Annotated in this window: 15 protein-coding genes; 5 read left to right on the top strand and 10 right to left on the bottom strand. The window is 34.9% G+C overall.

The window, feature by feature from the left end:
* Positions 1 to 404 precede the first annotated feature (404 nt).
* Positions 405 to 1,640 carry an IS110 family transposase gene (locus tag MKY04_RS05710; protein ID WP_346234646.1) on the top strand — a complete coding sequence of 412 codons (1,236 nt, stop codon included), beginning with the start codon at positions 405 to 407 and terminating at the stop codon, positions 1,638 to 1,640.
* A 284-nt stretch (positions 1,641 to 1,924) separates the two neighbouring features.
* On the opposite strand, the gene MKY04_RS05705 is transcribed toward MKY04_RS05710, so the two are convergent.
* The 6 genes from MKY04_RS05705 to MKY04_RS05680 all read right to left on the bottom strand — a co-directional run bounded on the left by MKY04_RS05705 (position 1,925) and on the right by MKY04_RS05680 (position 10,655).
* Positions 1,925 to 3,301, bottom strand: a complete 1,377-nt coding sequence (locus tag MKY04_RS05705) for a TrkH family potassium uptake protein (protein ID WP_281274642.1) — start codon at positions 3,299 to 3,301, stop codon at positions 1,925 to 1,927.
* Between the two features lie 76 nt (positions 3,302 to 3,377).
* Entirely contained in the window at positions 3,378 to 4,154 is a 777-nt protein-coding gene (locus tag MKY04_RS05700; protein WP_346235500.1) for a TerC family protein, read from the bottom strand.
* A 390-nt stretch (positions 4,155 to 4,544) separates the two neighbouring features.
* Positions 4,545 to 6,122 (bottom strand): peptide chain release factor 3, encoded by a 1,578-nt coding sequence (locus tag MKY04_RS05695; protein WP_126296088.1) that lies wholly within the window; start codon positions 6,120 to 6,122, stop codon positions 4,545 to 4,547.
* Between the two features lie 388 nt (positions 6,123 to 6,510).
* Positions 6,511 to 7,980, bottom strand: a complete 1,470-nt coding sequence (locus MKY04_RS05690) for a UDP-N-acetylmuramoyl-L-alanyl-D-glutamate--2,6-diaminopimelate ligase (protein WP_126296089.1) — start codon at positions 7,978 to 7,980, stop codon at positions 6,511 to 6,513.
* 6 nt (positions 7,981 to 7,986) lie between these two features.
* Positions 7,987 to 9,045, bottom strand: a complete 1,059-nt coding sequence (locus MKY04_RS05685; protein ID WP_126296090.1) for a M42 family metallopeptidase — start codon at positions 9,043 to 9,045, stop codon at positions 7,987 to 7,989.
* Between the two features lie 218 nt (positions 9,046 to 9,263).
* Complete coding sequence (locus MKY04_RS05680; protein WP_346235499.1) at positions 9,264 to 10,655, bottom strand: aldehyde dehydrogenase; 1,392 nt, start codon at positions 10,653 to 10,655, stop codon at positions 9,264 to 9,266.
* A gap of 172 nt (positions 10,656 to 10,827) precedes the next feature.
* Here MKY04_RS05680 and MKY04_RS05675 point away from each other — a divergent pair, with 172 nt between their 5' ends.
* Positions 10,828 to 10,983: a hypothetical protein gene (locus tag MKY04_RS05675; RefSeq protein WP_185807824.1), complete on the top strand. Its 156-nt coding sequence runs from the start codon at positions 10,828 to 10,830 to the stop codon at positions 10,981 to 10,983.
* Between the two features lie 306 nt (positions 10,984 to 11,289).
* Here the strand turns inward: MKY04_RS05675 and MKY04_RS05670 are convergent, their stop codons facing one another.
* Entirely contained in the window at positions 11,290 to 11,823 is a 534-nt protein-coding gene (locus MKY04_RS05670; RefSeq protein ID WP_126295524.1) for a phosphatidylglycerophosphatase A family protein, read from the bottom strand.
* 416 nt (positions 11,824 to 12,239) lie between these two features.
* Here MKY04_RS05670 and MKY04_RS05665 point away from each other — a divergent pair, with 416 nt between their 5' ends.
* From MKY04_RS05665 to MKY04_RS05655, 3 genes are all read left to right on the top strand, one after another.
* Positions 12,240 to 12,959, top strand: a complete 720-nt coding sequence (locus MKY04_RS05665; protein ID WP_126295523.1) for an alpha/beta hydrolase — start codon at positions 12,240 to 12,242, stop codon at positions 12,957 to 12,959.
* 82 nt (positions 12,960 to 13,041) lie between these two features.
* Positions 13,042 to 13,557: a YjcG family protein gene (locus MKY04_RS05660; RefSeq protein ID WP_126295522.1), complete on the top strand. Its 516-nt coding sequence runs from the start codon at positions 13,042 to 13,044 to the stop codon at positions 13,555 to 13,557.
* A gap of 2 nt (positions 13,558 to 13,559) precedes the next feature.
* A complete protein-coding gene (locus tag MKY04_RS05655; RefSeq protein WP_126295521.1) occupies positions 13,560 to 13,988 on the top strand; it encodes a GNAT family N-acetyltransferase in 429 nt (142 codons plus the stop codon).
* Positions 13,989 to 14,067: 79 nt separating this feature from the next.
* Here the strand turns inward: MKY04_RS05655 and MKY04_RS05650 are convergent, their stop codons facing one another.
* The 3 genes from MKY04_RS05650 to spoVAE form a co-directional block, all read right to left on the bottom strand.
* Positions 14,068 to 14,316, bottom strand: coding sequence for a stage VI sporulation protein F (locus MKY04_RS05650; RefSeq protein WP_126295520.1), 249 nt, complete (start codon positions 14,314 to 14,316; stop codon positions 14,068 to 14,070).
* Positions 14,317 to 14,328: 12 nt separating this feature from the next.
* Complete coding sequence (locus MKY04_RS22260) at positions 14,329 to 14,469, bottom strand: YjcZ family sporulation protein (RefSeq protein WP_410798736.1); 141 nt, start codon at positions 14,467 to 14,469, stop codon at positions 14,329 to 14,331.
* 182 nt (positions 14,470 to 14,651) lie between these two features.
* Complete coding sequence (spoVAE, locus tag MKY04_RS05640) at positions 14,652 to 15,020, bottom strand: stage V sporulation protein AE (RefSeq protein WP_126295519.1); 369 nt, start codon at positions 15,018 to 15,020, stop codon at positions 14,652 to 14,654.
* Between the last annotated feature and the right edge of the window lies 1 nt (position 15,021).

Here is a 15,021-nt window from a genome sequence, read left to right as displayed (position 1 = left end):
AATGCGCCAGATTCTGGAATATAAAATAGTGATTACTGTCTTTGCTTGTTCTACTAAAGCATTCATTACTTTAAGTATATTTCTTCACAATCTCACTTAAACTTTAACATAAACATCCATATATCTTATTTAGTGTTATGCCATAAAATGGCCCAATCGTATTATAAGGTCAGCCAGAGAAATCTGGTTGACTATTTTTTATTCAATTTATAGATTGATAGTAGCCGGGGTAGAACGTTCTGGCCCGTGGGACTTGATCCCGTCCACAAAACTGTTCGCCCTCTACTTGTTAACACATGATTAGGCTGGTTGGGACTATAGCGATCCCGTATAACAAGCGAAGATATGAATGACAAGATAGATGGAGGTTACCGGTCAATTCACTACATAAGGAGGAGATTTAAATGAATCCAGTTGTCGGTCTGGATGTCGCAAAAGGTGAAAGTCAGATTCAAATGTTCTTGGATAAAAAAATGCCCTATAAAAACAGTGTGAAGGTTGAACATACGGTAGAAGGATTAGAAGAGTTACACTCTTATTTACTAGATTTAGAGCGTCAAACAGGGATGAAACCACCTGTGGTTTTGGAATCAACTGGCCATTATCATGCCCCAGTTGTTCAGTTTTTAGAAGCAAGAGAGTATATTGTGATTATCGTAAATCCGTTGGTATCTTACCGAGCGAAAAGCTCTAGCTTACGGAAAACGAAAACAGATGCCATTGATGCTTATCACTTAGGTGAACTATATTACAAAGAGGATTTAGAACCTCAGAAGAAACGTGGTATTCAGTTATTAAACCTTCGGCATCTGACAAGGCAACATGAAAACATGACAGGAATTATGATTCAAACTAAGCTCCAATTCCAAGCAGTATTAGATCAAGTATTCCCTGAATACAAAGGAGTTTTTGGGAATTTATATGCCGAAATTTCATTAAAAACTTTACAAACCTTCCCTACCTCCGAGTCTGTCTTAAAAGCAGGTGTAGAAGAAATTGCCCAGTTTATTAATATGCATTGTAAAGCACGTTCATTTGATTGGGCGCATGAAAAAGCAGAGGAATTAATCGCTGCTGGAGAACGCAATCCATTTCAGTCAACCCTTTATCATAGTCTTCTTGTCAGTCTGAATATGTATATAGATTTACTTCAAGCGTACCACCAACAGCTTTCTACGTTAGAACGAGAGATTGATGATTTAGCGGTACAACTTGAAGAATATGAACTACTCCAAACAATTCCCGGTGTAGGTGAAAAAATCGCTGCAACGATTATTTCTGAAATCGGTGAAATTGATCGGTTTAGTCATCCAAAAAAGTTAGTTGCCTTTGCAGGACTTGATCCAAGTGTGTTTGAATCAGGACGCTTTAAAGGTACAAAAAATCATATTACCAAACGTGGCTCAGCTCGGCTTCGCCGTATGCTTTACACAGCGGTTCGCTGCTCTATTCGTGATAGCCGTAAAAAGAAAACAACTGACGAAACTATAGCACGAAATAAAAGATTACGAGCCTTCTACGACTTGAAACGCGAAGAAGGTAAACCATACAGAGTAGCTATTATCGCTTGCGCTAATAAGCTTTTACACTGGATTTATGCGATGTTAAAATCAAAAACACCATTCCAAGAAACTAATTAGTAACATTATTTGAAAATAAAACAAAAACCTTCCAAATTAGATTCGGAGGGTTACTTGAGTTGTGCATTTTTAGTATAGCATGAAGCGATTTTTAATTTAAAAGATTTTTATTGACAATCTATTAGCTGGTTTTGTTGAATAGAATGAATTACATTTTTCACCGTTTTAAATACTGAAATAAAATAATTACTTCAAGTTAGATTAAATAATGTTTAAGCCGCAAAAAAGGGGTTAGATGACTAGAAAACATCATCTACCCCCTTAATTTTCAGGCACTTTTTAATTTACCCAATAATAACACGCTCTTTAGGATATCGATATGGAGGTTTATCGGCTTTACCTCCGAGTGTATATAGAAATGAAATTAACCCAACACGTCCGATAAACATTAATGCCATTACAACAAATTTTCCTTCGGTAGATAAATCACTAGTAATTCCGAGAGACATTCCTGATGTTCCGAATGCGGAAGTAATTTCAAAAATAATTTGTGTAGTTGTGGCATATGGTTCAGTTATTAATAAAATCATTGTTGCAATCATGACCATAAAGAAAGCTAATATAATGACAACGTATGAACGAAAAATATCAATTAAGTATATTTCTCGACCAAACAATTGAATTTCCGTTCTTCCATTTGCGAAATTATATAAAAATAAAATAGCTAATGCAAATGTAGTCGTTCGTATACCGCCACCAACAGAACTAGGTGAAGAACCGATAAACATAAGAAAGCTTAAAAAGATATCTGTCGCTTCACTAAAAGAAGAAACATCATAGGTCGTTAAGCCTCCAGATCGTGCAGAAACAGAATGAAACATGGCAGTAAAAAGCTTTTCATGCCAAGGCATCCCGCGAAATGATTGAAAAGATTCTATTAGCAAAATGACAACCGTTCCAACTACCATTAAAATACCATAGGTTGAAGTTGTTATTTTAGTAAATAGGCTAAATCTAAATGCTTGATCTTTTCGAAGTAGAAAATTTTTTATTTCAATTAATACTGGGAAACCAATTGCCCCAAGCATGATAAGTATCATCGTGATAAATTGAACAAAATAATCACCATGAAACGGCTTCAAGCTTTCCCCCGTTATATCAAAGCCTCCATTTGTTGTAGCAGATATGGAAGCAAATACTCCATGTTCTATCGCTTTTCCCCATGTTTCGAAATATTGATGAAAATGAATTGAAAGAATAAGTGCACCAACAGCTTCAATCATAAATAGAATTTTAACAATTTCTTTTAATAATTGTACTACTCCAGATATGCTGTATTGATTATGATCAATCATTATTAGCTGTCTTTCTCGCATACCTATTTTTTTCCCGGTAATAATCCATAAAAAAGTTCCCAGTGACATAATTCCAATAGCACCAAGCTGTAAAATAACAAGTAATACAACAATGCCAAAAGGGGTAAACGTTGCATTAATATCAAATACCGTTAATCCAGTAACACTAACAGCACTTACTGCAGTAAATAAACTATCAACTAGTGATACTTCTTTCCCTTCTTGATATACAGCGGGAATTCTTAACAATAAAAAGGATGTAGCGATTGCTATAAAATAATAAGATACAAGAAGTTGAAATGGTGTTATTACTCTTTTCCCTCTTGTCTTGGTGGTAGTCATCTTCTCGCCTCTTTTATATAAAATATTGAACTTTTATTAGTATAAGGAAAATAGACATAAAAATAAAGAGGGCCAGTTTCCTGTCCCTCTTAGTTTATCTTTATTGTTCTGTAACATGTTTTTTCTTTTTCACAACACTAAAGAAATATCCACCTAGAGCGATTGCAAGTAATACTCCCCAGAAGATAATCTCCCAAGTAGTTGAATGTGGGAAATCATGCGGAAGAACGCCAACTCTATCATGAGATAATGTTAAAACGACTAACTTCACTCCTACCCATCCAACAATTAAAAATGCTGCTGTTTCTAATTCCGGGAAGTCGTTTAGTATTTTTACAAACCATTGTGCGGCAAAACGCATTAGAATCATTCCAATAATACCACCGAAGAACATAACACCAAACTGACCTGCATTAATTCCACCTATATGGAAATTTCCAATCTCAGGTAATGTAACAGCAATTGCAACCGCCGCTAACATTGAGTCAACAGCAAAGGCAATATCTGCAAGTTCTACTTTTAACACAGTCGCCCAAAATCCTTTGCCTTTTTGGGGCTGATCTTCAAGCGATTCATCATCTTCCTCAGTCTTTTTAAATTTCTGTTCATATATATTCTTAATCGAAATAAATAATAGGTATGCGGCACCGATCGCTTGAATTTGCCAATAATTCACTAAAACTGTAATTAAGAATAATGCAACAAAACGGAAAATAAATGCACCTACTAAGCCATAAAATAGTGCTTTCTTTTGTTTTTCATGTGGTAAATGCTTTACCATTACTGCCATTACTACCGCATTATCTGCAGCTAATAGGCCTTCTAATACAACGAGCACTACTAGTACCCAAGCGTATTCTAAAATAATTCCTTCCACAAAATTTTCCTCCTTACCTTCTGTATGCCCATTATAAGGACATTTTAAAAAACTAATTTTGTACAGAAACTCTTAGCTTTTAGACAAAAGAAAAGACCTCTGCCTATTTTTAGGCAAAGGTCTTGCTAAGCAATAATAATGGTGTTCAGAACAAAATTGTCTTGAACCCTCGACACCATGCTTCCACATCCGATGGCTATAACCATGTAATGACGAATGTGAAGTAAGTATTTTACAATACTTATAGCTACTCCCCTTTGACAATTGTCAAATGGTTATTCAATTTTCTGTGTTGTAATTATAACATAGAAAATGCCAAAAAAACAGTTTTATTTATAAACGAGTATAATATCCCCTGTTTTAAAACGCCTAAAGTCCTACTTTATTATTTTACAATAAACTATATAGTTTTATATGCTCATTTTTCTCTGCGAACCAACGCATTGCAAATTCATTTTCAAATAAAAATACAAGATTGTCAAAGCGGTCTTTCACTAACATAGATCGTGCTGAAGACATTGACTCCTTAACATCTTCTTCGTTTTCAATCCATCGAGCAATTTTTGATCCGATTGGCTGCATTTGCACTTCTACATTGTACTCATTTTTCATACGGTGCTCAAAAACTTCAAACTGTAATTGACCTACAGCACCGAGAATTACTTCCTCAGTATGCAATGTTTTATAATACTGGATTGCTCCTTCTTGAACTAATTGCAAAATACCTTTATGGAACTGCTTTGATTTCATGACGTTTTTTGCTGTTACTCGAACGAAAATTTCAGGTGTAAATTGGGGTAGTTTTTCAAATTGAAACGACTTCTTGCCGCCTATAACAGTATCTCCAATTTGATAAGTACCAGTGTCATAAAGTCCAATAATATCGCCCGCCACTGCTTCATCTACAGTTTCACGATCATCTGCTAAAAACTGCGTAGATTGTGAAACTTTGAATGATTTTCCTGTACGAGCTAAAGAAATGTTCATACCTCTTTCAAATTTACCAGAAACGATTCGAACAAAGGCAATACGATCTCGGTGTGCCGGGTTCATATTTGCCTGAATTTTAAAGATAAACCCAGAAAAATCATTATGTTCAACTGGATCAATAAACTGCTCATCCTCTGTAAGTCGAGGTTGTGGAGCAGGTGCGAATTGCAAATATGTTTCCAGGAATGTTTGGACGCCAAAGTTTGTTAATGCCGAACCAAAAAATACAGGTGTTAACGCTCCACGGCGAATTTTTTCTTCTGAGAAGTCATTGCCAGCTTCATTTAGAAGCATAATATCGTCCATTGCTTGAGTATAATAAGATGTTACTTTCATTGGATGGTCAATTGCTAGTTCACCATCCTCATCAATCGGTAAAAAGCGTTCAGTTTCATCAGTACGGAATTGTTCGATTCGTTTATTATAGCGGTCATAAATTCCTAAAAACTCTTTTCCCATACCAATAGGCCAGTTCATAGGATATGCATTAATACCAAGTACTTCTTCTAGCTCTTCAATTAATTCCAGCGGCTCTTTCCCTTGACGATCCAATTTATTAATAAAGGTGAAAATTGGGATACCGCGCATACGGCAAACTTTAAATAATTTTAAAGTTTGAGCCTCAATCCCTTTGGCAGCGTCGATTACCATGACTGCACTGTCTACAGCCATTAACGTACGATACGTATCTTCTGAGAAATCTTGGTGTCCAGGTGTATCAAGAATATTTACCCGGAATCCTTGATAATCAAATTGCATAACTGATGATGTTACAGAAATACCACGTTGTTTTTCAATTTCCATCCAGTCTGAAGTAGCAAATTTACCTGTTTTTTTCCCTTTGACAGTACCTGCATCTCGAATAGCACCGCCAAATAATAATAGCTTTTCAGTAATCGTCGTTTTACCAGCATCAGGGTGAGAGATAATGGCGAAAGTACGACGAGATAATATCTCTTTTTCTAAAGTTGATGTCATTTTTTCCGTCTCCTTTTTTCATACCTTTCCTATAATAAAAGAACTTGCGCTATTCACACAACCATTTTATAGAGGTTCATCAAAAATATGAATTGATGAAAAAGTAAATTATGTGTGTCTTACCGTGTTCAACATTTTAGTTAACAGTATAAGTTGAAATAATATTTCTTCTTTTGATACGACTTTTATTTGATAAATAAAGCTTTTCTTTTTTGGCATAGCCGCTAAACTATATGATTGAAATATTTCGCAATTAGACGATCTATTTTTCAATTATCCACTTTTATGAAAATCTATTCAAATAGCAAAAAGAATCCGCTGCACTCCAGTAAAATTGAGCGGATTCTTTTTCATTACCATGTATTTTCGCTATTTAAGCGAATTTTTATTAAACGAATTTTATACGCCCTGCTTCTACAGCGATTTCAGCATCACTATGTGGAAGTTTCTTATTGCCGATAATTTGGTAATCTTCATGTCCCTTACCAGCAAAAATAATAATATCGCCTGGTTCTGCAACAGAAATTGCATGGCGCACGGCTTCTGCACGATCACCAATACATGCATAATTTTCATGCTGCATTCCTTTTGCTAAGTCACCTGTGATACTATCATATTCCTCAAATCTTGGATCGTCTGTTGTTAATATAACATAATCTGCTCGGGAAGCCTTTTCCGCCATTGCTGGACGTTTGGATTTATCTCTGTTACCGCCCGTTCCTATTAAGAAAATTAGTTTATTTTCTGGTTTTTTATATGGCAATGCTGCATTAATTGCTTTTTCAATAGCATCTGGTGTATGTGCATAATCGATGAAAATCTGTAATGGTAAATCCGTTTTCACTCTCTCCATACGTCCTCTTATTGGTGCTAAATCTTCAATAAGCTCAATAATTACGTCTATTGCTATTCCTTTAGCGTAAAATACCGCAGCTGCCGCCAATACATTGTATACATTAAACTCGCCAAGCAATTTCATGGAAATCGGAAACTTTCCTTCTGGCGTTATCATATCAAATGTTGTCAAGCCGTCTTCATAACTGCAATTTTCAGCACGGAAGATTGCATCATTTTTTAATCCATATGTCCATACTGGGTAAGAAGTCATCTTTGCATATCGTTCAGACCAAGGATCATCAGCATTTAATACAACATATTTATTTTTTGTAAAGTCCTGTCCAAGTTGAGAGAATAATAATCCTTTTGCGTTCCCGTATTCTTCCATTGTTCCATGGAAATCGAGGTGATCATGGGTTAAATTAGTGAATACCGCAACGTCATAATCCACACCAGCTAATCGACCTAATGCTAAGCCATGTGAGGAAACCTCCATGACCATTGTACGACAGCCTTCCATTTTTGCACGGAAAATCATTTGTTGCGTACTTAGCGCATCATTTGTTGTATTAGCAGACTCATATAATACACCATTTAGTTCAAATCCAATTGTTCCTGATAAAGCCGATCTTTCACCCATTCCAACAAGCATATGATGAATAATCCCAGAAACACTCGTTTTTCCGTTCGTGCCTGTTACGCCAATCATTGTAAGATCATTTGAAGGGTAGTCAAAAAATTTAGCTGCAAGAAGTCCAAGTGCACGATCTGTATCATTAACTATAACTTGTGCTACTTCTCCATCTAATTGTAATTCATGATCAGCAACAACAACTGTTGCTCCAGCATCGACCGCTTTTTGTGCAAAATCGTGTCCATCTACAGTGTAACCTTTAATACAAATGAATAAGCTCTTTGGTTGAACACTTCTTGAATCAATTGAGATATCTTTTACTGTATTAGGTAACTGCCCAATAACCGTTTTTAATGGAATAACACTTAATAACTCTTCTGTATACATACTAAATTAATCCTCCGAATCCATTGGTGAAGTTACATAAACATATAACAAATGGGCTGTTGCCCTTAATGAGTCAACATGTGTCCGCTCATAAGCGTGTGAAGATTCAATTCCAGGTCCAAATAATGCATGCTTTACATCAAAACCTGCACGAATCGCAGCAGATGCATCTGAACCATAATAAGGATAAATATCAAGCTTATAATCGATATTGTTGCTTTTTGCCAATTCAACAATTTGACGTGTTAACTCATAATGGTAAGGCCCACTTGAGTCTTTTGCACAAATTGACACAGTGTATTCATCCGAGCTTTGACCGTCACCAATTGCCCCCATATCAACAGCTATATATTCTACAACTTGATTAGGTATATTCGAATTGCCGCCATAGCCAATTTCTTCATTGTTTGAAATATAAAAATGAGTTGTATAAGGAAGTTGTATATTCTCTTCTTTTAAATACTTCATTAATTGCAATAGAAGTGCAGTACTTGCTTTATCGTCTAAATGACGTGATTTAATAAATCCTGATTCAGTTTTCTCGAATCGTGGATCGAAGGATACAAAATCTCCTACCTCTATGCCAATTTTTCGAACTCCTTCGGCATTGTTAACTTTTTCATCAATCCGCACTTCGATATGATTTTCGTCTCTCTTCAGCTCTCCAGCTCCGCGATATACATGAACAGTTGTTTCATGCATTAAAATTGTACCGCGAATTTTTTTGCCATATGCCGTATGAACGGTGCAATATTCTCCCTCTACTGCATTCCAATTGAAGCCTCCAACCATCGTCAGCTTTAATCGACCGTTCGCCTTTATTTCTTTTACCATAGCACCCAGCGTATCTGTATGGGCTGTAAGAAGTCTGTGGACGTTGTTATTTTCACCTTGAAACGTGGCTATAATTGCGCCTTTATTAGTTTTTTTATACTCAATTCCTAGGTCATGTAAATAAGTCCCAATAAATTGCATAATTGATTTTGTAAATCCAGATGGACTTGGTATATTTACTATTTGGCCTAATAGATCAACTGTATCTTTTTCATTAAATACATTTTTCATCAGAAAGCCCCCTCAACCTTCTTAATAATATCAAAATTCGTCAATTATCGACAGCCAGTAATTTTTATGTACCATAAAAAATTTCAAACTATATTATCAAATATTTATAAATAATTATATATATTCATTATTATAGCACTCCCTATTAATGGGTTGTAAAAAAATTAAATACGTAAAAAGCCCCGAGCAATTCAAAAAAGAAATACTCGGGCATCTTATTATTTTAACATTTTTCGAACTAATTTCACCTTTTGTTTATAAGGTGGGAAGAGTAGATTATTTGCTAATTTTGAGGATCGCTTCATTATTGATTTTGCATGGGTAAAGTTTTCAAAACTCGCTTTACCGTGGTATGCATTTACTCCAGACGGTCCAACGCCTCCGAATGGTAAATAAGGATTTGCAACATGTGTAACTGTATCATTGATGCAACCTCCACCAAAAGGAAGTTCCTGTAAAAAGAAATCAATTGCTTTTTTATTTTCAGAGAAGAAGTAAGCAGCAAGCGGTTTTGGAAGTTTTCTAATTTGATGAATAGCCATATTTAAATCCTCATAAGAAATAATCGGTAGAATTGGTCCGAAAATTTCATCTTCCATAATAGGGCTATTCCAAGAGATGTTTTCTAAAATAGTTGGTTCAATATACAAATCCTTTTTATCTGTTCTACCGCCAAATGTGATTTGATTCTTTTCTGCTTCCAATAACTCTTGTAGTCGGTTAAATTGACGTTCGTTTATGACACGTCCATAATCCTTGCTTTTTTGGGCATCTTTCCCATAAAATTGTGTAATCGTTTTCTTCATGATTTTCATAAATTTGTTATAAACTGACGCATGTACAAGTACATAGTCAGGTGCTACACAAGTTTGGCCAGTGTTATTAAATTTCCCCCAAACAATGCGTTTTGCAGCTACTTCAAGATCAGCCGTTTGGTCAACAATCGTCGGGCTTTTTCCACCAAGCTCTAAAGTAATCGGCGTTAATTTTTCAGATGCTGCACGCATAATTACTTTCCCAACAGCGACACTACCTGTAAAGAAAATATAATCAAATGAAGCATGGATGAGTGCTGTTACCTCTTCTTTTTCACCTTCAACAACTCGCACATATGAAGTATCGAATGTCTCCTCAATAATTTTTTTGATAATTTTAGCTGTGTGAACTGCGGTTTCAGATGGTTTTACAATCGCTGTATTCCCACCAATTATGGCACCAATGAGAGGTTCCATTACTAATTGAAATGGGTAGTTAAAGGGACCAATAATTAAAGCAACACCATAAGGTTCACGCACAATAAAGCTTTTAGCAGGCTGAAAGTGAAGAGGAGTTTTTACTTCTATAGGTTTAGACCAATCCTCAATATTTTTAATCATATATTGAATGCTATCTAGTACAATACCAACTTCATTCGAATATGCCTCAAATTCACTTTTATGCAAATCCAGGTTTAATGCATGCAGTATTTCATCTTCATAATGTTTTATTTTTTGTTTTAGTTTTAATAGTTGCTTTTTTCGAAAATCAATTTCTCTCGTAAGTCCTGTAAAAAAAAATTTTTTTTGCTCTTCAATCATTGATTCTACTACTTCTACGGTAAAACTAGCCACATGATTCCCTTCTTTCTAATACATAAAATAATTTTATTTGTTAATAATAACTATGTACAATCTACTACAATTTGATCTTTTGTTCCTTCTTTTTAATTTAAAGTGTTTTACATAACACGAAATTGTATACGAAGAATGGAAGTAAGGTCAAAAATTTAAGGGGGCAATTTTTATGATTTCGACTCATACTTGGTGGGAAGCAATTTTTTCAGGACCATTGTCTATTGGATTAAATGAAGAAAAAGTGCATCAACTAGAAGACGAATCTTTTTTATTCTTAACGGAAGAAGAACAATTGCCACAAGAACTTGAAAATCAAAGTGAATAAAGAAAAGAAACTTTAGGAATTTAATATTTTCCTAATCAAAACAACACTCCTTCAAAAGGAGCGTAATGAAAAATTATTAAAAGGACTGTTTATCGAATAATTTCGAAAAACAGTCCTTCTGATTGTCAAAAAAGCAAAGGTTATTAATTTCATCTTCCTGAGATTATCTAAAAATTAAATATAGAATAACTGCCGAGATGATTACTCCACTTGTAATTAATGTTTTGATGTCTGATGGTTTCATAAATTTACCTCTTTTTAGTATTACTCCATTATATTATCACAAAATTAGTGGTCTATATGTTTTTATAGTGAAATCGATTCACTTTCCTCTTCTATATCTCTCATTTTATGAGCGATTCTTGATGCTGCACATGCTGCAATACTGCCAACTAAATCATCTAAAAATGTATGGACACCATTGCCAGCTTTTGAATCGAGCTTTTTAATAATGCCTATTTTTTTCTTATCTAAATGACCATATGTTGTTAAAGCAATACTTCCATATGTTAAAACAGAGCCCAGTGCTAATGTTTCATCCACTCCAAATAGACCTTCATCTGACTCTATAATGGATTGTAAAGGCTGTGACAACATTTTCTTTTCTGCAAGCTCATCTAATTCAATTCCCACTAATATAGAGTGCTGCACTTCCCGTTTTCGAAGCACTCTTTCAACTGAGTGCATACAATGCTCAATTTTTAATCCTTCATTATATGGGGCCTGCATTTCATAAACAATTTCGGCAATATCTTCTATCTTTACGCCACGTCTTTTTAATGCATCCTTTGTTGCTTGTGATACAGCTTCTGATGAAATTCGATTCTTTTTATTATCCATTATCTCAGCCTCTTTTCATCTCTATTATTAATAATAATTTTTTCAATACTACTTCCCATACTACATAGTACACGCTCGCATTTGATTATGATACAATTTCGTTACGTTATACTTAAAAGCGGAGGCGGCTCGTTTAGGCTCGACATGCGCTGGAGACTTCCGCCAAGCGTGTTTACACGCGCAGAAGGAAGTCGAAGCGACACGAGAGCCTAGCCGCCGCAGCTGGATATCTATAAAAGCTGAGAACGCCCGCTTAGCTCCGACCACAACTGATCGACAAAACAGTGGAATGTCGACGCTAGTACATCCATGTACGTCTAACCCTACGACAAAAAGCGGTCTTTACTTTTGTAAAAAAGGTAAGGTATCGAGAGCTGATGTTCCATAAATATATTTAAATAGAGGAGGTCCCTTTAGTGGATAAAGGAACTGTTAAGGATACGATATTTTACAGTAATGCACTACAAGAGGAGATTGAATTATTAATTTATGTGCCTGCAAACTATACTCCACTTAATAAATATAACATTTTAATCGCTTCTGACGGAAAAGATTATTTCCAGTTAGGTGGTATCCCACGTCTTGCTGATAAATTATTGGATGATTATGAAATTGACAATATCATAATTGTTGGGGTCCCATATAAAAGTGTGGAAGATAGAAGAAGAAAATACATTCCGACTGGTGAACAGCATGAAGCATATCTACGTTTCTTAGCTCACGAGCTTGTTCCTTATTTGGATAATGAATATTCAACCTTTCAATTAGGTACATCTAGAGGTCTTATTGGAGATTCGATGGCCGCAACAGCATCGCTACTCGCTGCTTTAAAATATCCAAATATATTTAGTAAAGCAATATTGCAGTCACCATATGTAGACGAACACGTATTAAACATTGTAGATAAATCAAATAATGCAAATTCAATTTCAATATATCACATCGTTGGAAAAGGCGAGGATCAAGTACTGACAACAGATAAAAAAATTAAAGATTTTTTAACACCAAATCGTAAATTGCATGAGTTATTCCTTACTAAAGGGTATAAAACATTCTATGAAGAATTTAATGGAAACCATACATGGAAATATTGGAAGCCTGATTTAAAAAGAGCTTTAATTGAAAATTTCAGTTAATTCCAGAGTGATAAAATGTCCAAATATTTAAAATCTGTTATAATTATTTTTGAAAATTAACAAATCTAGGGGGGCATGAACGATGAAGTACGGTATTGTGGTATTTCCATCAAAAAAATTGCAAGATCTTGCGAACACATATCGCAAACGATATGATTCACATTACTCAAAAATCACTCCACATATTACGTTAAAGGAAGCATTTGAAGCAGATGAAACAGAAATTAATAAAATTTCTGAAACAGTTGCCTCTATTGCAAAAAAATATGCTCCATTAAATATTCATGCATCACGTATTAGTTCGTTCTTCCCAACGACAAATGTTATATTTTTCCGAATTGAACCAACGGAACAATTAACAAGTCTTCATCAAGAACTGCAAAATCAAGTAAATATCGGTAAACCAAAGCATGTGTTTATTCCCCATATTACAATTGCACAAGACTTAACTGCAACTGAGCATGATGATATTTATGGCCAATTAAGAATGATTGGTGTAAATGAACAAGAAACAATTGACCGCATCCACTTAGTATATCAATTAGAAGATGGTTCGTGGACAACATATGAAACATACCGATTTACTGGAGCTGAATAATCGTGTATGAAGTAAAGATTGTTGAAACAGATAAAGAGCTTGAACTAGCGTTTGCAGTTAGAAAAAAAGTTTTTGTTGAAGAACAAGGAGTACCATTGCATCTTGAACTTGATGAACACGATGACAATGCTATTCATTTTATTGTAAAAGATGGTGAACAAACTATTGGAGCAGCCCGTCTTCGCGAATATGAAAGTAAAATTGGGAAAGTTGAGCGCGTTTGTGTGCTGAAGCAGTACCGAGGAAAAAAGCTTGGTTTTTTAATTATGCAAAAGGTTGAAGAGTATGCAAAAGAGCATGGATTTAAAAAATTAAAATTAAATGCTCAAAGCTATGCAATTCCATTTTATGAAAAATTGCAATTTATCGTAACTTCTCCTGAATTTATGGACGCAGGTATTCCTCACCGCTCGATGGAGAAAGAAATTTAACAATTACGCCTTAGTGTAATTTTGACAAATGAAGAACAAGAGCTGACTTGATCAATATCAAGCCAGCTCTTTTAATTTTTTATCCTAACATTTTTTGAATTTTGCCTAAATCTAAGGATTGGCCTTCTTGCAGAATAGAATTTACGATTTGATCTTCTAATTCTTTTGTAACCGGTTTGTTCGCTATTCTGCTTACTTTTTTTACAATTTTCCGTACTTGTTTTTCATTTGTAAAATCAGCATATTGTATCGCATTCGCAAGTGCAAAGATTTCTTCCATATCTACACCAGTTTTGCTTTCTATTTGCTTAAAAAAAGGGTTTTGCATTTATCTCCCTCCTTAAAAATGAGCCTTACCTACGATAATTAATAGGATGAATAATACTACAATTAATACAAAAGTAGAACCTTTAGAATCTCCTCCATTGTAGTACCCCATATCGTATGCAGGGCTTACTTGACTGCCACAATAATCTCCCATATCGTAAGCAGGGCTCACTTGGTTTCCACAGCCACAACTCCCCATATCATATGCAGGACTAACATTATTGTGACCATAATCGTAATAAGGACTTACTTGATTACATTTTTTCCACATTAAAAATCCCCTCCTTTCTACTTTGTATACTATGCAGTAATAAAAAGTAAAAGAGGGGTATTAGTCTAGTTTGCTTTTCCTTTTGGTTTAAAAATTAATGCTGCTATAAAACCAAATACAATGGCAGCACTTATCCCAGAACTAGTTACTTCAAACATTCCTGTTAACACACCAACCCAACCATGCTTCTCTGCTTCAGCTAATGCTCCATGTGTTAGTGAGTTTCCAAAAGAAGTAATCGGGATTGTTGCACCTGCTCCTGCGAAATCAATAAGTGGTTCATAAAAACCTAATCCATCAAGAATTGCACCAGCTACAACTAAAATTGATAGTGTATGTCCTGGTGTCATTTTCCCAACATCCATAATTAACTGCCCTATTACACAAATAAGGCCACCGACAATAAAAGCAATTAAAAAATTTAAAAAAAGCATT

Source organism: Lysinibacillus telephonicus (genome assembly GCF_039654155.1).
Taxonomy (GTDB): domain Bacteria; phylum Bacillota; class Bacilli; order Bacillales_A; family Planococcaceae; genus Ureibacillus; species Ureibacillus telephonicus.
This window is presented reverse-complemented; position numbering and strand designations above follow the sequence as displayed.